The 18,492-nt window shown below is 36.5% G+C and carries 16 protein-coding genes and 2 tRNA genes; 7 read left to right on the forward strand and 11 right to left on the reverse strand.

From position 1 onward, the window contains the following. Positions 1-121 precede the first annotated feature (121 nt). Together gldJ and MR054_RS11530 are read left to right on the forward strand one after the other, a co-directional pair. Positions 122-1,813 (forward strand): gliding motility lipoprotein GldJ, encoded by a 1,692-nt coding sequence (gene gldJ, locus MR054_RS11525; RefSeq protein ID WP_242085475.1) that lies wholly within the window; start codon positions 122-124, stop codon positions 1,811-1,813. An 85-nt stretch (positions 1,814-1,898) separates the two neighbouring features. After that, positions 1,899-3,179: a UDP-N-acetylmuramoyl-tripeptide--D-alanyl-D-alanine ligase gene (locus MR054_RS11530; RefSeq protein WP_242157968.1), complete on the forward strand. Its 1,281-nt coding sequence runs from the start codon at positions 1,899-1,901 to the stop codon at positions 3,177-3,179. Positions 3,180-3,581: 402 nt separating this feature from the next. Here MR054_RS11530 and MR054_RS11535 read toward each other — a convergent pair whose 3' ends face one another. After that, a complete protein-coding gene (locus MR054_RS11535) occupies positions 3,582-4,352 on the reverse strand; it encodes a response regulator transcription factor (RefSeq protein WP_242157969.1) in 771 nt (256 codons plus the stop codon). 210 nt (positions 4,353-4,562) lie between these two features. After that, positions 4,563-4,889, reverse strand: coding sequence for a helix-turn-helix domain-containing protein (locus MR054_RS11540; RefSeq protein ID WP_242085478.1), 327 nt, complete (start codon positions 4,887-4,889; stop codon positions 4,563-4,565). Positions 4,890-5,015: 126 nt separating this feature from the next. Between MR054_RS11540 and MR054_RS11545 the strand changes: the two genes are divergently transcribed. The 3 genes from MR054_RS11545 to MR054_RS11555 all read left to right on the forward strand — a co-directional run bounded on the left by MR054_RS11545 (position 5,016) and on the right by MR054_RS11555 (position 7,518). Continuing rightward, positions 5,016-5,288, forward strand: a complete 273-nt coding sequence (locus tag MR054_RS11545; RefSeq protein WP_242085479.1) for a hypothetical protein — start codon at positions 5,016-5,018, stop codon at positions 5,286-5,288. A gap of 477 nt (positions 5,289-5,765) precedes the next feature. Beyond that, positions 5,766-7,034 carry a C10 family peptidase gene (locus MR054_RS11550; RefSeq protein WP_242157970.1) on the forward strand — a complete coding sequence of 423 codons (1,269 nt, stop codon included), beginning with the start codon at positions 5,766-5,768 and terminating at the stop codon, positions 7,032-7,034. 13 nt (positions 7,035-7,047) lie between these two features. Then, positions 7,048-7,518, forward strand: coding sequence for a hypothetical protein (locus MR054_RS11555; protein ID WP_242157971.1), 471 nt, complete (start codon positions 7,048-7,050; stop codon positions 7,516-7,518). Between the two features lie 672 nt (positions 7,519-8,190). Here MR054_RS11555 and MR054_RS11560 read toward each other — a convergent pair. The 9 genes from MR054_RS11560 to MR054_RS11600 form a co-directional block, all read right to left on the reverse strand. Next, a tRNA-Val gene (locus tag MR054_RS11560) sits at positions 8,191-8,265 on the reverse strand. A 326-nt stretch (positions 8,266-8,591) separates the two neighbouring features. Continuing rightward, a tRNA-Val gene (locus MR054_RS11565) sits at positions 8,592-8,666 on the reverse strand. 63 nt (positions 8,667-8,729) lie between these two features. Then, entirely contained in the window at positions 8,730-9,947 is a 1,218-nt protein-coding gene (locus MR054_RS11570; protein WP_242157972.1) for a bifunctional folylpolyglutamate synthase/dihydrofolate synthase, read from the reverse strand. A gap of 6 nt (positions 9,948-9,953) precedes the next feature. Then, positions 9,954-10,802, reverse strand: a complete 849-nt coding sequence (locus MR054_RS11575) for an energy transducer TonB (RefSeq protein WP_242157973.1) — start codon at positions 10,800-10,802, stop codon at positions 9,954-9,956. After that, entirely contained in the window at positions 10,802-11,194 is a 393-nt protein-coding gene (locus tag MR054_RS11580; RefSeq protein ID WP_242085484.1) for an ExbD/TolR family protein, read from the reverse strand. Before MR054_RS11580 ends, MR054_RS11575 begins: the two co-directional genes overlap by 1 nt. 1 nt (position 11,195) lies before the next feature. Beyond that, complete coding sequence (locus MR054_RS11585) at positions 11,196-11,894, reverse strand: MotA/TolQ/ExbB proton channel family protein (RefSeq protein ID WP_242157974.1); 699 nt, start codon at positions 11,892-11,894, stop codon at positions 11,196-11,198. Between the two features lie 154 nt (positions 11,895-12,048). Then, on the reverse strand, positions 12,049-13,455 hold the full coding sequence (gene nhaD / locus MR054_RS11590) for a sodium:proton antiporter NhaD (protein WP_242157975.1): 1,407 nt from the start codon (positions 13,453-13,455) through the stop codon (positions 12,049-12,051). Between the two features lie 7 nt (positions 13,456-13,462). Further along, positions 13,463-14,689 (reverse strand): Glu/Leu/Phe/Val dehydrogenase dimerization domain-containing protein, encoded by a 1,227-nt coding sequence (locus MR054_RS11595; protein ID WP_242157976.1) that lies wholly within the window; start codon positions 14,687-14,689, stop codon positions 13,463-13,465. 157 nt (positions 14,690-14,846) lie between these two features. Next, entirely contained in the window at positions 14,847-15,911 is a 1,065-nt protein-coding gene (locus tag MR054_RS11600) for an anhydro-N-acetylmuramic acid kinase (RefSeq protein WP_242157977.1), read from the reverse strand. Positions 15,912-16,003: 92 nt separating this feature from the next. On the opposite strand from MR054_RS11600, the gene MR054_RS11605 reads away from it, so the two are divergent. Both MR054_RS11605 and MR054_RS11610 read left to right on the forward strand, forming a co-directional pair. After that, positions 16,004-17,146 carry an acyl-CoA dehydrogenase gene (locus MR054_RS11605; protein WP_242157978.1) on the forward strand — a complete coding sequence of 381 codons (1,143 nt, stop codon included), beginning with the start codon at positions 16,004-16,006 and terminating at the stop codon, positions 17,144-17,146. A 387-nt stretch (positions 17,147-17,533) separates the two neighbouring features. Next, positions 17,534-18,466, forward strand: coding sequence for a hypothetical protein (locus tag MR054_RS11610; protein ID WP_242157979.1), 933 nt, complete (start codon positions 17,534-17,536; stop codon positions 18,464-18,466). The last annotated feature ends 26 nt before the right edge of the window (positions 18,467-18,492 follow it).

Consider the following 18,492-nt stretch of genomic DNA (forward strand, 5'->3'; position numbering starts at 1 on the left):
AAATGCATAAAAAATAAGGTGAAATACACATTTTTTTAGTCAAAATAGCAAAAAACGCTTGCAATCTTCGGTTTAATTCTTATATTGCAGCACCAAAAATATAATTAGCTTACTTAAAGATATGGATATGAAAAAAGTAATAACGTTCAAAACTCTGCTGATACTGGGGTTGTCTTTAGCAGCGATTAGCTGTAAAAAGTCTACGAGTTCCAAGAACACTTCCAGAGCTACAGGATGGCAAATCAATGATCGTGAAGGTGGATTTCAATACAATACACGCTTTGAAGAGCAAGAAACAGCGCCGGGATTAGTCTTTATTGAAGGGGGTACCTTTACCATGGGACGTGTACAGGACGATGTCATGCATGATTGGAACAACACCCCAAATCAACAACACGTGCAATCCTTTTATATGGATGAAACCGAGGTTACTAATGTGATGTACCTGGAGTATCTGGATTGGATAAAACGCGTTTACCCTCCAACTGATGAAAACTTTCGAGCCATTTATCATGGTGCTTTACCAGACACCTTGGTATGGAGAAATCGATTAGGTTTTAATGAAATTATGACCGAAAACTACTTACGCCATCCAGGTTATGCAGAATATCCGGTTGTGGGTGTTAGTTGGATCCAGGCCGTGGAGTTCGCCAACTGGAGATCGGATCGTGTAGGTGAAATGGCTTTACAAAAAGCCGGATATACTAAACGAGGGTCTCACCTTACAGATGTTTCGGCCGATGCGACCTTTAACATTGACACCTATATCAATGCCCCAACAATGACTTATGGCGGCAATGAAGAAGTGATTAATCCAGAAAGTGGAAGAAACAGAAATGCCCAATTGGATGCCGACGGTAATCCCGTAAATATTTTTGCTAAAAGAGAATCCGGTATCATTCCTTTAAAATATAGACTTCCAACTGAAGCAGAATGGGAATATGCTGCTCTTGGATTAAGTGAAATTAGAAGCTATAACGTCTATAGAGGGCGTAAAAAATATCCATGGGACGGACAATATACGCGTGCCGGAAAACGCAGAATACGAGGCGACCAATTAGCTAACTTTAAACAAGGAAAAGGAGATTATGGTGGAATTGCAGGTTGGTCTGATGATGGTGCCGATATTACCAATGAAGTGAAATCTTATGATCCTAATGATTATGGCCTTTATGACATGGCCGGTAACGTGGCGGAATGGGTTGCTGATGTTTACCGACCTATTGTAGATGATGAATTCAACGATTTTAATTATTTCAGAGGAAACGTTTATACCAAAAATGCCATTGATGAAGAAGGTATGGTAAAAGTTGTAACCCCGGAAGACATCGTTTATGATACCCTTTCAACCGGTAAACTTGTCGCGAGAAACTTACCTGGCGAAATTTTACAAGTTCCCGTGGACCAAGAAGAAACGTATTTAAGAACTAACTTTGATAAGAGTAACGAAATTAATTTTAGAGATGGAGACAAACGATCTTCACGTTACTTTGAAAGCTTCAATGAATTTGAAGAAGAAGGTAGTGCCGAATCCGCTACGCGACAAATGTACAATTCACCAAAGCATCGTATAGAGCGTGATTCTTTAGGAAATTTAATTAGAGAATACGATAAAAGCAATACCAGAACATCTTTAATTAATGATCATGTTAGGGTCTATAAAGGTGGCTCTTGGAAAGATAGAGAATACTGGTTAGATCCGGCACAAAGACGCTACTACCCGGAAGATATGGCAACGGACTATATTGGTTTTAGATGTGCTATGTCCAGAGTCGGCTCCAAAACGAAAAGAAAAAACAAAACGAAAAATTAATTTGATTTCAAATACTTAAAAGTCCTAGCTCCGGTTAGGACTTTTTTGTTACATTTAGTTTCAATTTTAATCAGAAATTCATCCATTGAAAATAGCTCAACTTCATTCCCTATTTCTTCAGAGTCGTTCGGCCTGTACAGATACCCGCAAAATTGTTGAAAGAGATATGTTTTTTGCCCTAAAAGGAGAACATTTCAATGGAAATGAATATGCAAAAAAAGCCTTTGAACTGGGTGCCAAATATGCGATCATAGATGACCCACAATATGCATTAAACGAAAAAACAATAATTGTTAAAGACGTTCTTGAAACTTTGCAAGAACTAGCTTCTTTTCACAGGCAATATCTAAAAACACCAATTATAGCCTTAACCGGCAGTAATGGAAAAACAACAACTAAAGAACTCATTAATGCCGTATTATCTAAAAAGTATACCACAACTGCAACTTCGGGTAACTTAAATAATCATATTGGTGTTCCATTAACCTTACTTTCCATGGCAATGGATACAGACATAGGTATCGTTGAAATGGGTGCCAATCACCAAGGAGAAATAGCGTTTTTATGCAGTATTTGTCAACCGGATTTTGGATATATTACTAATTTTGGCAAGGCTCACCTGGAGGGTTTTGGAGGTGTTGAAGGTGTTATTAAGGGGAAAAGTGAACTCTATGAATATTTAATAGCCAATGGAAAAACCATTTTTGTTAATGCCAATGATCCCATTCAAATTGATAAAACCAAAAATGGTAGCATTGTCACCTTTGGATCCTCTAACCAAAAGGTGAACATCGAATTTACCAGTGCCAATCCCTTTGTTAAACTAAGGTATAACGCCTTGGAAATTAGCAGTCAAATGATTGGTGGATACAATTTCACTAATATTGCAGCAGCCATTGCTATTGGGCATTATTTCAAGGTCGAGGACCAAAAGATAAAATTAGCTATTGAACAATATGTTCCGAATAACAACCGTTCACAAATTATTAAAAAAGGAAGCAGTCGTATTATTTTAGATGCCTATAATGCCAACCCCACCAGTATGCGTGAAGCCTTATTGAATTTAGAAAAACAATCAGGTAAAAAAATAGCCATTCTTGGTGACATGCTTGAACTTGGGGATTATGCAGAAATGGAGCATCAAATGATTGCGGATTTAGCGACTTCTTTACATTTAGACCGGATCATTTTAATTGGCGAAAATTTTAGCAAAACCATCCTTTCGAATCAAAACATAACCAGCTACCTTTCCTTTGAAGAATTTTTGAATCAATTTCATCCCTCATCAATTGGACAATCCACCCTCTTAATCAAAGGGTCTAGGGGTATGGCTTTAGAGCGGGTTTTAAACCTTTTCCAAAATTAATGTCCAATCGAACCGGGGCCATCATGGTGCTACTTTTATCTATTGAAGTGGTATTTATATGCCAATGGGATTTACTCCAATCTACCATTTCACTTTACCAATGCGTTTCATAAAACCTATCGGATTCCTCCATTATTATATATTTTTTCTATAATGGTTGACATAAACCTGAGTTCATAATTACCGTTTTCGAATTCCATTCCAATAAAAGTCCTGCACTAAAAGATCCATTTCTATTAATGATCTGCACGAATGTGTCATGGGGATAAATAAAAAGTGCCTGTGCATTTAAAATCCACAGACACTTAAAATAATTCTCCCTAAGTACTAATTAATAGCAGGCTCAAGATCCAACTTTTAGACATACCCTACAATACTCAAATTGAGTAATTTTCCGCAGATTTAAATCCAATGGGCATTCATTTTCAATAAGCCTATGAGTTCCCCGGTTGACGAAATATTAAGTTTTTTAAGAATATTTCTTCGATGCGTATCAACGGTGTTAGGACTAATATTCAATTTATCCGCAATGTCCTTACTGCTATAATTTAACACTAATAACCTAACAATATCTCGTTCTCTATTGCTAATACCATCCATGAGTAACTTCTGGGAAAAATTACTGTAATACTTCGTTTCATATTCATTTTTAGCATTTAAAAATTTAGCGGAAGCTGATACGGGTAAGGTTATTTTGGAATGCAATACCGTATAATGAGCCAACCCAATTATGGGTTTCATATTATTATCAAAATCCAAAGGCGTTGTATTTTGTATTATATTAACATATTCGTCCTTACTATTCATAAATCTGTAGTTCCAGGTATAGTTCATTCTGTTTCTATCCGATATTGGAATCTCCGAGAGGGTAAACCCCATAAGATCATTAAGTGCCTTTAACCATTTATCGATATCATCCGGATGAATTCGGCTCCAAAAATAGCGCATTCCTTTTGAGTGCAATTTCTTGGCGTCAATACCTAAACATGCTTTTGCATTTTTACTCACATATTGAAAAGTTAAATCTTGTGTATTGGTAATACAAAAAAAAGTTGATGAGTAAGGCAGAAAATAGTCCAATTCTATTATTTTGTTGATATGCTCATCTAACGAAGGACTTCCAAAAGATTCAAAAATGGCTTCATATCTGCTTTTGATATCTGTAATTTGCATAGGTCGAGTTATATTGAGGTAAAGAGTGTAATTTGTTTATATTATGACGAAAGAAAAATAAGAATTCTATAAGTCATAAAAAAAAAAGTCAGCCTTAACTACAGTTTTACAATGTTAAACGGCTAATGGTACGGTATAATTAAAGGAAAAGGTACCTATTCACAATGCACGATGGAATGTCGCAAACAGAGGTACTCTGGAAGATCCATCTCACTTATTTTCCGGTAATTGATTTTTAAGTTCCTGAAGCAACCTCTCCATTTTAACAATGATCTGTTCATTATTCATAACCGTCTTATACTCTTCGGAAAACTCATTAACGGCCCTTTCGGTCCATTGATCATCATCCCTTAGCAACCAATTAAGGTCAACCTCCGGAAATTCCTGAATGATCTTCTTCAAAAAATCTATGGATATTTTTTTGCCGTTAACATATTGGGACAATTGGGAATAATTCATATCAAACTTCACCGCCAAATCTCCCAACCTGTTGTATTTACTTTTAATTAATTGCTTCAATTTTTCTTCAAATACCATATTTCAACACTATTTTTATACTTATAGGTATATTATTTTGATATTATTTAATTATTTATATATATTTGTATGTAAATTCATCAAACTGTGTAAGCATAATCAAATCTATACAAATCTAAACAAGTTATGACAAATTTAAATAAATTATATAAATTTTATGATGTCCAAGATCCTCAGGAAAGAAAAGCCTTAAAAGATTTACTCACAAACCACCTCCCAAAAGAATACACTGCCATAGTAATAGGTAAGCTAAGAGCAAATCACATCGAGGTCGATTCGCAATCCGTAAGAAATACCAAATGCGGTATCTCAAAAAATCTGATCATTTTTAATTCTATTATAGAAACTGCTACCGAATACAAGGAGTTATCCCAGAAACTAAAGGATAATTTAAAATAAGCTAAGCATTTTATAACCCCAATTATCATATCAACATGGAAATCAACAACCCTATATCAATTAAAAATAAATCCAAAACAATTGCAGATTACCAAAAGAGAATTGAAGATGGAATTAAAGCTATTTTTCAAACGCCCACGCTTTTTGTTCATCAATCCTATGAATATGGTAGTCCCTATGGATAGATAATCATAATCCATTTACCTATGGTGAAGCAGCAAATTATTCAACTCGCAAAGTTATGTCGCGATATCCCCTTGAACATTTGTTTAAAAGCAACAGGAGAAATCATACTGGAGTTTTGGTTAATGCCTTATAGCCCTAATCGTTTTCGTTCAAATATTTGTTTTTCACTACCTCATTTGAGTTGAATTAGCACGGGGTTCAAAACCAATTAGCCTTCTTGCGTGAGGCCTAAACCTAACAAAACGAGTACTTAAAATTACAAACCATCAATTAACTAAATAATAAACTATTATGAAACACTTTAAAAACATGAAATGGTTAACAAGCCTACTGATCCTGACATTGGCGCTGAATTCATGCCATGATGATGAACACATTTTTAACAATCTTCAACAAGAAGTTCCATTTATGGTACAAGAAACATTGGCTCTAGCAATAGCGGAAAATATGTCTATTGGCTCCAATTCAATAACCTTGCTTGCAAAAGGAACTTCTTCAAAAGTAAAATCTCAGATCAAGGAACTATTACCTGTTAAGGATGAAAATAATAATATCGTATTTTATATCATCAATTACGACAGTGATGGCTTTTTAATTTTATCAGCTGATAGCCGGATTGCTCCCATTTTAGCATATTCAAATAGCAATGAATTTAGAACGGATGCCGACACTTATCCGTCAGGACTTGTTGGATGGCTTTCTCAAGTCAAAGAAAAGGTCAAAGCGGTAAGACAGAATAATGAGAAACAATCGAAGGCCGTGCAAATGGCCTGGAACAAGCTAATGGAAGAGAACGAAACTGATGTCACTCTTCTAAAGACCGAAGACCCATTAGATCCCATTAACACTTGTGAGGACGAATTTGAACAAGTTGACCCTTTATTAACAACGACTTGGAACCAAACTTGTAGCTATAATGATTACATGCCCATTTTAGATTGCACAGCCGGATGTTACTACAACCAAAGAGCCTATGCTGGATGTGTCCCTATTGCCATTGCCCAAGTTATGAAGTTTTATAATCATCCCATTAGTTATAATTGGTCAGATATGGCCAACAGTTTTGGAACAACGACGACTGCAGCATTTATTAAAGACATACACGATGCGATAACCGTTAACTTTCAGGGTGTTGAGGTATCTGCCATCAATTACGATTGCGATGGAACCGGTGTTAGTACAGACTATGATACGGCCAGTATTTTTACAGACCATTTTGGTTATTCCTCCGCTATTAGAAGTAATTATGACCATGAAACCGTAAAACAACAGTTGCGATGGAATAGACCCGTAATTCTCAGTGGCGGAAAAGATGAGGGGTGGTGGATATTCCATAATTATGCGCATGGCCATATGTGGGTCTGTGATGGTTTTAGAAGAAACAAAATTTGTATGTTTGATGATTACGGTAATTTAATAGGATCCATCGGCTATTTGTATTTTCATATGAATTGGGGTTGGGGAGGTAATGAAAATGGATGGTATGCTTTTAACAATTTCAACCCGGGAGACAGTTCTTATAATTATGAGGTAAAAATGATATATAATATAAATCCTTAAAAAATGATGTTTTATGAAAACTTTAATATCCATTATAGCTCTAATAGCACTTTTTAATTGCAGTTCAGATGAGGGTGGGCAATTTAGTCTTGATGTGAGTTTTGAATTTGGCATAAAGGATAGTGAAGGCAATGATTTGCTCAATCCTGAAAACCCTAATGCGTTTAAGGAATCCGAAATAAAATTATTTTATGTAATTAATGGCAATACCGAAGAAGTTTATGATGGAAATTTGGATTATCCAAGACACTTTTTAATCTATCAGTATTACGACCAATACAGGATAAGAGTCTTTTTGAACCATTCCGAAACTGAAAATATTCCAGTGACATACATACAATGGAACGAAATGGATACGGATACCATTAAAAACGAAATGAACAGATCGGATACCTTCGTTAAAATTCAAAAAGTTTGGCTAAATAACAATTTAATTTGGGACACCGTTAACAAATCCGAACCCTATTTTGAACTCTTAAAATGAAGCAGATAACAAGCTCATATATGTAGTGCTATGACTCAGCCTAAACCAATGCAATTTATTAATGATGACTAATTATGAGCTAATCAGTTATAAATAATAATTTATTTAATAACGCTTTCACAAAGCGTGATCTGTCTCATGAAATCTATTTTAAAAAAAATATTTATGGCATCACGATATTTGAATAGTCCAATAAGATTCAAGAAAATGTTTAAATCCGTTTCACTTTTTTAGATGAAATTACAAGAATTGTGGATCTAGATGTAATTATTTTTAAAATTCTTAAACTCATAAAAATGAAGTAATAAGGTTATCGATAGGTTACATGTAATGATCCAAGAGTACATTTTAATAATTAAACGATATAATATCAATATCGAAGTGTTGTAGTGATGTCCTTTTTTTGCCATAACTAAACTTACCTTTCTCTCAAAAGTTTTAGTTATGGCAATCCTTTATTCTACTCTCAATATAAAAGAAGTTAAATCATTAAAATAAATTGAGTATTGAACAAACGAATTACTAACCACATAAGTTCAAATTTATGTAAATTCTAAACACCATTCCAAGGGATATCTCGAACACTGGGTCTAATAATGAAAAGTATTTTATTTAGCTTAAAGGAATTTGAATAGTCCCTTGAGGACATCTACCCAACCCCTCCTAAACTAGTGAAGTGTATTGGATTCGAACCAATGACCCCCACCCTGTCAAGGTGATGCTCTAAACCAACTGAGCTAACACTCCATTATAAATTCTACGGCTCAAAACTGAGTAAAACCCCAATTATAGCGTAAATCTATAAAAAAAAATAATGCCTTAAAAATAAAAAACAACGACACCAATGGCACCGAGATGTTCCAGATTTAATGATTCCTGAGACATTCCTACCCTTATGCCCTTTACAAATAAGGAGGCTCCGTAATAAGCCTTTTTACAGCGCTTATACACTCCACATCATTTGTTACCCCGAATTAACACCTAACCCGTTAACCTCAATACCAGATGTAAACCTATGTACCATAAATAAAAAAAGCCACTCACATCGTCAATGAATAGCCTTCCTAAAAACGTGGGCGCGAAGGGATTCGAACCCCTGACCCCTTGGGTGTAAACCAAGTGCTCTGAACCAACTGAGCTACGCGCCCCTTGTAATCGGACTGCAAATATAAAGCAGTTTTTCTATTGGCAAAACTTTTTTTTGTAAAAATTCAAATTATTTCTCCTACCACAAATGTACTGCCTCCAACAAAAATGAAATCCTTCGAAGACGCTTTGGATAATGCTTCTTTATACGCTTCGCTTACGGAATTATAAGCTTCACCAAAAATACCATAATCAGCTAGATCGCACTTCAATGTCATAGCCTCTTTACCTCTTGGAATATTTGGTTTACAAAAATAATAAATGGCCTCCTTCGGCAATATATCTGCAAGGGTACCTATATCTTTATCATTTACGACCCCAAAAACTATATGTAACCTTTCAAAGGATTCATCTTTTATCTGACGCATCACATAAATCAATCCTTCCCTATTATGACCTGTATCACAAACCACCTTTGGGCGTTTTTTTAAAACATGCCATCGCCCCAATAACCTTGTATTTCTTACAACATTTTTAAGCCCTTCTTTTAGGTTCGAATCACTTACCTTTAAACCTTTTAATCTTAGTTCTTCAATGGCTTGAATTACTGTCTTTATGTTTTTTGTTTGATAGGCTCCTTTTAAATCACTCTTTAACGTCCTTTTAATTTCCTGGTCTGCAAATACTATTTTGGAATTCAGTTTAACCGCCAAACGCTCAAAAACAGGTTGGGTTTCCGTTTGGGTTTCACCAATTACCACAGTGGTATTGGGTTTTATAATACCTCCTTTTTCATGTGCAATTTCCTCTAATGTATTTCCTAAAAACTGGGTGTGTTCCAGGCCAATATTGGTGATTATGGAAATTTCAGGTAAAATAACATTAGTAGAATCCAATCGTCCTCCTAAACCAACTTCAACAATAGCTATATCTACGCTGTGCTTCGAAAAATAATCGAAGGCCATGCCTACGGTCATTTCGAAAAAAGACAGCTGGTTAACTTCTAAAAAAGATTGATTTTGCTTTATAAAATCGACAACAAATTGCCGACTAACGGGTACTCCATTAATTTTAATACGTTCCCTGAAATCTTTTAAATGGGGAGATGTATACAGTCCCACATGATATCCGGCCTCCTGTAAAACCGAAGCGATCATATGGCTGGTGGAACCTTTGCCATTGGTTCCGGCTACATGAACTGATTTAAAGTGGCGTTCTGGAAAATTTAAATGCTGAGAGAGTTTAAGGGTATTAGATAAATCTTTTTTTAAAGCCGATGGCCCCTGGCGTTGATACATTGGAAGTTGCGAGAACATCCAATCAACCGTCTGTTTATAGGTCATTTTAAACTACTGGCTTAATTTGAAATTAACGCTCACAAATCCAATCTGTCTTGTTGGTGCTTTGGGGTCTGCAGGCCATTTGTGAGATAACGCTATTTTCTGAGCTGGTTCCAAAAGGCATTGAGCTGTGTTTGTGGTCCCTCGAACACCAGGCAGGGCTTCAACAACATTTCCATTTTGGTTCACAACAATTTTAACGATAACCATTCCCGATTCGTTGCAGTCCTGTTTCATAGTTTGGTATGATGCACGGCCACGGCCATTCAATCCATATCCAACACCGCCACTGCCACTACCTTGACCACCGAAATAACTTGGTGCATATGGATCTCCATCCAGTTGGCCTTTATCACCGGTTTTAGTATCATTACCTTCACTACCAACTTCCGACCCTTCCGATTTGCTAACACCGCCAATAAGTGCATCCAGTTTTTTCTTCTTCTCTTCCTGTTCTCTTTTTTCCTGAGCTATCCGCTCTGCTTCAGCTTTTGCCTTAGCCTCTGCTATTGCTTTAGCCCTGGCTTCGGCCTCTTTTTGTTTTTTAAGGGCTATCGCCTCTTCATTTTCCTGGGTTAACACATCCTCCTGGGATTCAGCTGATGGTGCCGGTTGTGATGGGGATACTTCGGGTTGGGATGGTTCCGGTATGTTGTTTTGTTCTGACTTAACCGGTTGCTTCGGTTGAACGGTACCTCGACCAAAATCGGTAGTTCCAAAATTTACAGCAACTCCATATTCTTCGGGAGGGTCCATGTAAGTGGTGCCGACAACAAACAATAACAGCAAAAGAATAATCGTTATTAAAGCTGTTAATTTTGCAGAATTTCTTTCATGTTTCGTTTCGAAGTACTTCATTATTTGGGTTTAACGGCCAATATCACTTTAAATTTATTTCTATTGGCTATGTCCATTACTTTTACGACATTTTCAACAGGCACAGATTTTTCGGCCCTCAATACAATGGTCGGCTTATCCTGACCTGCAAGTTTGGCTAACAATTCATTTTCCAACACGCTCTCGCCAACTCTTTGCTGATCAATATAATAGGTGAGATCCCTTTTAATACTTACCGCCACGGAACGCTTATTTTCGGTCTTGCCACTAGCTTTTGGCAATAAAATATCAATGGCATTGGTCGTAACCAAGGTCGATGCAATCATAAAAAATATAAGTAACAAAAAAACAATATCCGTCATGGACGACATATTGAATTCTGGTGTAACTTTATTTCTTCCTCTAAAATTCATATTATGTAGGCTCGTTTAAGTGATCCAAAAACTCTAGCGAATTGGCCTCCATTTGATATACGACTTTATCCGTTTTTACCACCAAATGGTTATAGGCCATGTAAGCTACAATACCCACAATTAAACCGGCAACCGTTGTGGTCATGGCAGTGTATAATCCACCTGCCAATACATCCATTTCTATGGTTCCTCCAGAATTGGCCAATTCAAATATGGCCAAAATCATGCCAATTACGGTACCAAGAAATCCAATCATTGGCGCTGCTCCAGAAATTGTTGCCAAAATACTCACATTCTTTTCTAAGCCATAAATCTCTAAACGCCCGGCATTTTCAATAGCGGTATTGATATCTGCCAAAGGCTTTCCTATTCGCGTTATTCCCTTTCCGATTAAACGGGATACCGGAGAATTCATCTGTGCACACAGCACCTGTGCCGAATCAATTTTGCCATTGCTCACATAATCCTTAATTTGATTCATAAAGTTAGCATCAACCTTCGATGCCGCTTTTATGGCAAACAGGCGTTCAAAATAAATATAGGTTGCCACAACAAGCAATAGGAATAATATTGCAATGATGACCTGACCGGCAACACCACCGCTACTTATTAATTCAATAATTGACAATGACTTTTCAACAGATTCTTCCTCTGTCACAACCTCGCCAACCTGGGCATTTTGTATTAGTATATTTAGCATAAATTAAATGTATTATTGCAACTGTATAACGTATCTTTTTTTGCTAAAGTATAATAAAAATAGTTTTCAACTATATTTAAGCACACTTTCTTATAGTAAAAAAGATCAGTCCTTATCAACTAATCTTTTATTGTATAATAATATATCTTGCTTGTTAAAATAAGGTTCTGGTAAACATAAAAGCTGCTGCTCCCACAAGAAATCCTACCAAGGCCAACCATGCAATTTTTCGTAAGTACCAGAAAAAATTAATTTTTTCCATTCCCATTGCTACAACGCCAGCCGCCGAACCAATGATAAGCATACTTCCTCCTGTACCCGCTGAATAGGCAATGAAATGCCAAAGTTCATTATCTATAGGTTCATGAAACATCCCCAAACTGGCAGCTACCAGAGGCACATTATCAATGACAGCTGAAGCTACCCCAAGAAGAAGTACTACGATATCTGAAACTCCGCCTTGAGGTTCATATGAATAATGCAATTCCGTACCTAACATGGGCATAGTTTCTTGCAAAATGCCGGCAAAATCAAATAATATTCCCAATGATTCCAAAGAGGCTACGGCCATTAAAATTCCCAAGAAAAACAATATACTAGGCAACTCAATTTTGGACAACGAATAATGGACCGGACTATGATGTGCATGGGCATCACTTTCTTCTGAATGAAATTGGGTCATACTGAAGTTTGAATTACTATAAATTTCGGCAAAAACAGCAACAACGCCCAAAGACAGCATCATACCAACATATGGTGGTAAATGGGTTATCATTTTAAATATGGGAACAAAGACAATCGCCCCCAATCCCAAATACAGCATGGTACTGCTAAACTTGGACTTACTCACTTCCTGGGTATCATCAACCTCCAAATCACCCTTAAAAGCAGGTAAAAAAGAAGCGATTAACGATGGTATCGCCATACACAAAAAAGAGGGAAAAAACAGATAGCCTATTAAGTGCCCTGTGGTAACTTTTTTGCCAATCCATAACATGGTTGTCGTTACATCTCCGATTGGAGACCAGGCTCCCCCGGCATTCGCCGCTATTATTATTAATCCCGCATACCATAACCTCACATCTCTATCTTTAACTATTTTTTGTAAAATGGAAATAAGTACAATCGTTGCTGTAAGATTGTCAATTATGGCAGAAAGAATAAAGGCCAAGATGGAAAAAATCCATAGGATTTTAACCTTATTCTTTGTTTTTACAAAACTTTTAATTGTAGAAAACCCATCAAAATAATCAATAATTTCGACAATCGTCATGGCACCTAAAAGAAAAACCAGTATTTCCGAGGTTTTACCCAAATGATGCAGCAGGGTCTCCTCCATAAGGTCCATCTTTTCTTGATAGTTCATCAATCCAAAACTTTCCAACAAATTATGCTCACCGGAATCGAACCATTGTGCAAAACTATCTAATCCAAAGGCTATTAATGCCCAACATAGAGCCATCATTATCAAAGCTGGAATCAGCTTGTCTATTCTTAAACTATGTTCTAAGGTTATGGCTAAATACCCCATGGCGAATACCAAAATAATTGCTGCTTCCATATGCTCTTTAAATTAATTGACTAAGTGCTATTTCAAAAGCTGTTGCACTAAGTCCTTGTTTAGATTTATTTTTATTGTATACTTTTTCTAATGCCTGTCTAATTCTATTTGAGGTATCATTAAAAATGGCTTCATCAGTCATCTGCACCCTACGTTCCATAAAATAGGCAAATACCCGTGCCATCCCACAATTGGAAATAAAATCTGGAATCAAACTCACCTTGTAGTCCGTATGTTCCATTATGGGTCCAAAAAAAATTTCCTTGTCCGCAAATGGTACATTCGCTCCACAGGATATCACTTCCAAACCACTATCTATCATTTCATCAATTTGATGAATGGTAATTAATCTTGAAGCGGCGCAAGGGGCAAATATTTCAGTTTTAATTGACCAAATTTCCTCATTTATCTCTTCAAACGGAATTAAAATATCGCTCTCTAATGTATTACCTTTTTTCGCAAGAAACAAGTTACTGATATCTTCAAATGAAAATCCTTCCACATTAATTAGCCCTCCAACGCTATCAATGATGCCAACAATTTTAGCTCCCATTTGTGATAAATAAAAAGCTGCCGCCGCACCAACATTACCAAAGCCTTGAACCACAGCTCGTTTACCTTTCACGGTACCACCATAAATGTTATAATACTGCTTTACAGCCTCAGCTACTCCAAAACCCGTTATCATATCGGCAATGGTATATTTTCTTGTGACATCGGGTGAATAAAGTGGGTTTTCTATAACTTTTATAACCCCCTGTCTCAATTGTCCTATTCTGTTAATTTTATCGGCTTCAGTTGGTTTGAAATACCCATTAAAAACACCCTCTTGTGGATGCCAAACACCGCTTTCCTCGGTAATTGGAATCACCTCATGGGTTTCGTCAACGTTTAGATCCCCACCCGTTCCATAATAACTCTTCAGTAATGGAGATACCACTGCATACCATCGTTCGAGTACTCCTTTTTTTCGAGGATCCTTGGGATTAAAATTGATACCGGATTTCGCACCGCCAATCGGAGGTCCGGACACGGTAAACTTTATTTCCATTGTTTTGGCCAAAGAAAGCACCTCATTCATATCCAATCCCTCACGCATGCGCGTACCGCCTCCTGCCGCACCACCTCGAAGGGAATTAATAACAACCCACCCTTCGGCTTCAGTTTCAGCATCTTTCCAATTAAAAACAATTTCGGGAGGTTTTTTTTCATATTTTTTTAATAATTCCTTCATTTCTAGTTAGGTGTTAAATCTTGGTTTAGCTTAAATTTAATGTCAAATTCGAGAATATGGAGTGTAGCTAAAGTTGGGTCATACTAAAAATGAATTTTGAATTATAAAGTAACAAATATAGAAAACTAAAGTTTTAAAGATTAAATTAATCCCAATTTTATGGGTGAAATATGCGACCGGAACTGTGGTTCTTGCTAGCTCCTGTAACACTTTTTAGGCAGTTGACTTCATTTCTCAGCCTAAGGACACCAAGTAGAGCAAAGATCAGTGCTTCCTTAAATTCAATGATGTACTGGGAAGGAATAACAATTTTTCCGTTTGAATAATTTTTAATCCTGTCCATCAAGTACGTGTTATACACGCCTCCACCTGTTACTAAAATTGAAGATTGGTTTACTTCATTGATTTCATTAGATATCTGCATGGCTATATGCTCACAAAAGGTTTTTAAAACATCTTTAACGCCCAACTTAAAAGCATCAATTAAAGGAAAAACATGAGACACAACCCATTCCAATCCTAAAGATTTTGGGTACAATTGTTTATAAAATTCGAGGTGATTTAACTGCGTTAACAATTCGGTATTTAAAATTCCTTTAGAGGCTATATTACCCTTATCATCAAATTCTTGACCTAACCTTTTTACATAGTGATTTAATACAATATTCACCGGACATATATCATATGCTATCCTGCTTTTGTTTACATCCGTAGATATATTGGCAAATCCTCCAAGATTTAAACAATAATCATAATCAGAAAATAAGAGTTTATCCCCAATGGGCACCAGCGGAGCACCCTCTCCTCCCAATTCGACATCTCCAACCCTAAAATCACAGACCACTGTTTTTTTCAATACCTTTGAAAGGGTGGGTAAATTTCCAATTTGATAAGTCAATTTTTCTTCCGGTCTATGTAAAGCGGTGTGTCCATGGGAGCATATGGCATCAATGGATGTTATCGTATACTTATCAATAAATTCTTCTATGGTTTTAGCCAATAAATAAGTGTATTCCTTGTCAATTTGTCTTAACTGTTCCAGATCATAAGAGACTAAATCTACTAATTTATCATGCCATAGCTTATCATAGCTTACCGTTTGGGCATGAATGATATCAAAATTGCAGTTGTTGTTCATATCGAACTTAACATAAACTAAATCGATACCGTCCAAAGACGTCCCCGACATAACTCCAATAACATGGTATACAGGTTTTATCATATTAAGTAAAACTAGCAAATTTTATTAAAAAAAACGCATTAAAATAGTATATTTGCTAGTATATTTTATCATATTAATAATTTTAATGCGTTATGGATTTCCATCTTTCAGAAGAACATATGATGATTCGCGATGCTGCTCGTGATTTCGCCCAAACGGAATTGTTATCAGGGGTTATTGAACGTGACAATAAACAACATTTCCCTGATGAATTAGTTAAAAAAATGGGGCAACTTGGATTTATGGGCATCATGGTAGACCCTCAATATGGAGGTAGTGGTATGGATACCATTTCCTATGTTCTTATTATGGAAGAATTGTCGAAAGTAGATGCTTCAGCCTCAGTCATTGTTTCCGTTAACAACTCTCTCGTTTGTTATGGACTTGAAGCTTATGGGAGTGAAGAACAAAAGCAAAAATACCTCACCAAACTGTCCACCGGTGAATATATAGGTGCTTTTTGTTTGAGTGAACCCGAAGCTGGAAGCGATGCCACCTCGCAAAAGACCATGGCCATTGATAATGGTGACCATTATATTATTAATGGGACTAAAAACTGGATAACCAATGGCGGAAGGGCCGATGTATATATCGTAATCGCTCAAACAGATCGGGATAAAGGTTCTCATGGCATTAATGCTTTTATTGTGGAAAGCGGTACAGAAGGATTTCATGTAGGTCCCAAGGAAGACAAGTTAGGCATTCGCGGCAGTGACACTCATACGCTCCAATTTAATGATGTAAAAATCCCTAAAGAAAATAGAATTGGACCAAATGGTTCCGGATTTAGGTTTGCCATGAAAACCCTATCCGGAGGACGTATCGGCATTGCATCTCAAGCCTTGGGCATTGCCCAAGGTGCCTACGAATTGGCCTTAAAATATTCTAAAGAACGTAAAGCATTTGGTACCGAAATCTGCAATCATCAAGCCATTGCATTCAAATTGGCTGACATGTATACCGCTATTGAAGCGGCTAGATTATTGGTCTTTAAAGCCGCAAAAGATAAAGACAATGGTCATGATTACGACAGGTCTAGTGCCGTGGCCAAGCTCTATGCCTCAAAAATTGCTATGGAGACCTCTGTTGAAGCTGTACAAATCCATGGTGGTAATGGATTTGTAAAAGACTATCATGTAGAGCGGCTCATGAGGGATGCTAAAATCACTCAAATATATGAAGGCACCTCTGAAATCCAGAAGATTGTAATCTCGAGAAGTATTTTGAGAGATTAAAATATGTTTTTTGTAATCTCGAGAAGTATTTTGAGAGATTAAAATATGTTTTTGGTAATCTCGAGACCTATTTTGAGAGATTAAAATATGTTTTTGGTAATCTCGAGACCTATTTTGAGAGATTATAATGACCTATATAGAATCTCAACTAACTATAACACCTCCTCCTTTGTTAGACGGATAAATTTGGTTTGGGCTCAATTATTTTTTTTCTATCTTTATAACGAATTAATGGTTATTACATTTTTTAAAATCATTCTTCCTTGATTGTAAATCATTGACCGAAATGATTTTAATGCCCGGAATTCCTACCTAACAACTACTTTTATGTTTGGTATGATGGTAAAGCCCAAGTGATACCAATTATCTGCTAAAAAAACAAACATTATGAAATTAAAGATTTTAACCTTTCTCGTCGCAATTGTAATTATAAGCTGTAAATCTGATAAAAAAGAAAAAGAAGATTATGCCACAATTAACAAGGAGAAAAAGGATTATATTGAAGTGGTCACCAATGTTATGGATTTCGTAACTGTAGATACCATAAAATCCGGTTGGAATACCTTTAAATACATCAACAAATCCAACGAACCCCATTTTATTTTACTTGACGATTATCCGGAAGGCAAAACCTTGGATACTATTAAAGCCCGTGTAATGCCTGCATTCGACAAGGGTATGGCATTTATTATGGAAGGAGATATGGATGCGGCCATGGGCGCCTTCGGGGAACTTCCGAAATGGTTTCCAGAAGTCAAATTTGTAGGCGGGACCGGTTTAATCTCACCAAAACGGGAAACCATTATGACCGTGAATTTAGAACCTGGTCCTCATATCATGGAATGTTATGTAAAAATGGCTAATGGCATGTTCCATGTTTCCATGGGAATGGTAAAGGAACTCTTTGTTTTGGAAGAAGACAGTGGTAATGAACCACCAGAATCCGATATAAACATTACAATATCCAGCACCGAAGGTATCACTTATACCGGGGAGATTTTAAAAGGGAGTCATATCATTTCCGTACATTATAAAGACCAATCGGTTTACGAGAATTTCGTAGGGCATGATGTTAATTTGGTAAAACTCGATGACACTGCAAATTTAGAGGACTTGGAAGCCTGGATGGATTGGATGAACCCTAAAGGATTAATAACCCCCACACCCACGGGTGTGACATTTTTGGGTGGTGTTAATAATGGCTTACCGGGAAGCACGCATTATTTCGAAGTGGATCTCGATCCCGGAAATTATGCCTTTATCTCCGAAGTTCCTAAAGCTAGTTCTAAAGGCTTGCTTAAAACATTTACTGTAGATTAAGTTAATTAAAGGTCAAACCAAACCAC

Origin of the sequence: Aestuariivivens sediminis (assembly GCF_022662105.1) — a bacterium.
Lineage (GTDB): Bacteria > Bacteroidota > Bacteroidia > Flavobacteriales > Flavobacteriaceae > Aestuariivivens > Aestuariivivens sediminis.

Excerpts from the sequence above, each read along its gene's own strand:
- MR054_RS11555 (WP_242157971.1), top strand. The coding sequence starts at position 7,048 with ATGAAAACTTTAATATCCATTATAGCTCTAATAGCACTTTTTAATTGC.
- MR054_RS11580 (WP_242085484.1), bottom strand. The coding sequence starts at position 11,194 with ATGAATTTTAGAGGAAGAAATAAAGTTACACCAGAATTCAATATGTCG.
- MR054_RS11545 (WP_242085479.1), top strand. The coding sequence starts at position 5,016 with ATGACAAATTTAAATAAATTATATAAATTTTATGATGTCCAAGATCCT.
- MR054_RS11600 (WP_242157977.1), bottom strand. The coding sequence starts at position 15,911 with ATGATAAAACCTGTATACCATGTTATTGGAGTTATGTCGGGGACGTCT.
- MR054_RS11575 (WP_242157973.1), bottom strand. The coding sequence starts at position 10,802 with ATGAAGTACTTCGAAACGAAACATGAAAGAAATTCTGCAAAATTAACA.
- MR054_RS11605 (WP_242157978.1), top strand. The coding sequence starts at position 16,004 with ATGGATTTCCATCTTTCAGAAGAACATATGATGATTCGCGATGCTGCT.
- MR054_RS11585 (WP_242157974.1), bottom strand. The coding sequence starts at position 11,894 with ATGCTAAATATACTAATACAAAATGCCCAGGTTGGCGAGGTTGTGACA.
- nhaD (WP_242157975.1), bottom strand. The coding sequence starts at position 13,455 with ATGGAAGCAGCAATTATTTTGGTATTCGCCATGGGGTATTTAGCCATA.
- MR054_RS11535 (WP_242157969.1), bottom strand. The coding sequence starts at position 4,352 with ATGCAAATTACAGATATCAAAAGCAGATATGAAGCCATTTTTGAATCT.
- gldJ (WP_242085475.1), top strand. The coding sequence starts at position 122 with ATGGATATGAAAAAAGTAATAACGTTCAAAACTCTGCTGATACTGGGG.
- MR054_RS11540 (WP_242085478.1), bottom strand. The coding sequence starts at position 4,889 with ATGGTATTTGAAGAAAAATTGAAGCAATTAATTAAAAGTAAATACAAC.
- MR054_RS11550 (WP_242157970.1), top strand. The coding sequence starts at position 5,766 with ATGAAACACTTTAAAAACATGAAATGGTTAACAAGCCTACTGATCCTG.
- MR054_RS11595 (WP_242157976.1), bottom strand. The coding sequence starts at position 14,689 with ATGAAGGAATTATTAAAAAAATATGAAAAAAAACCTCCCGAAATTGTT.
- MR054_RS11610 (WP_242157979.1), top strand. The coding sequence starts at position 17,534 with ATGAAATTAAAGATTTTAACCTTTCTCGTCGCAATTGTAATTATAAGC.
- MR054_RS11570 (WP_242157972.1), bottom strand. The coding sequence starts at position 9,947 with ATGACCTATAAACAGACGGTTGATTGGATGTTCTCGCAACTTCCAATG.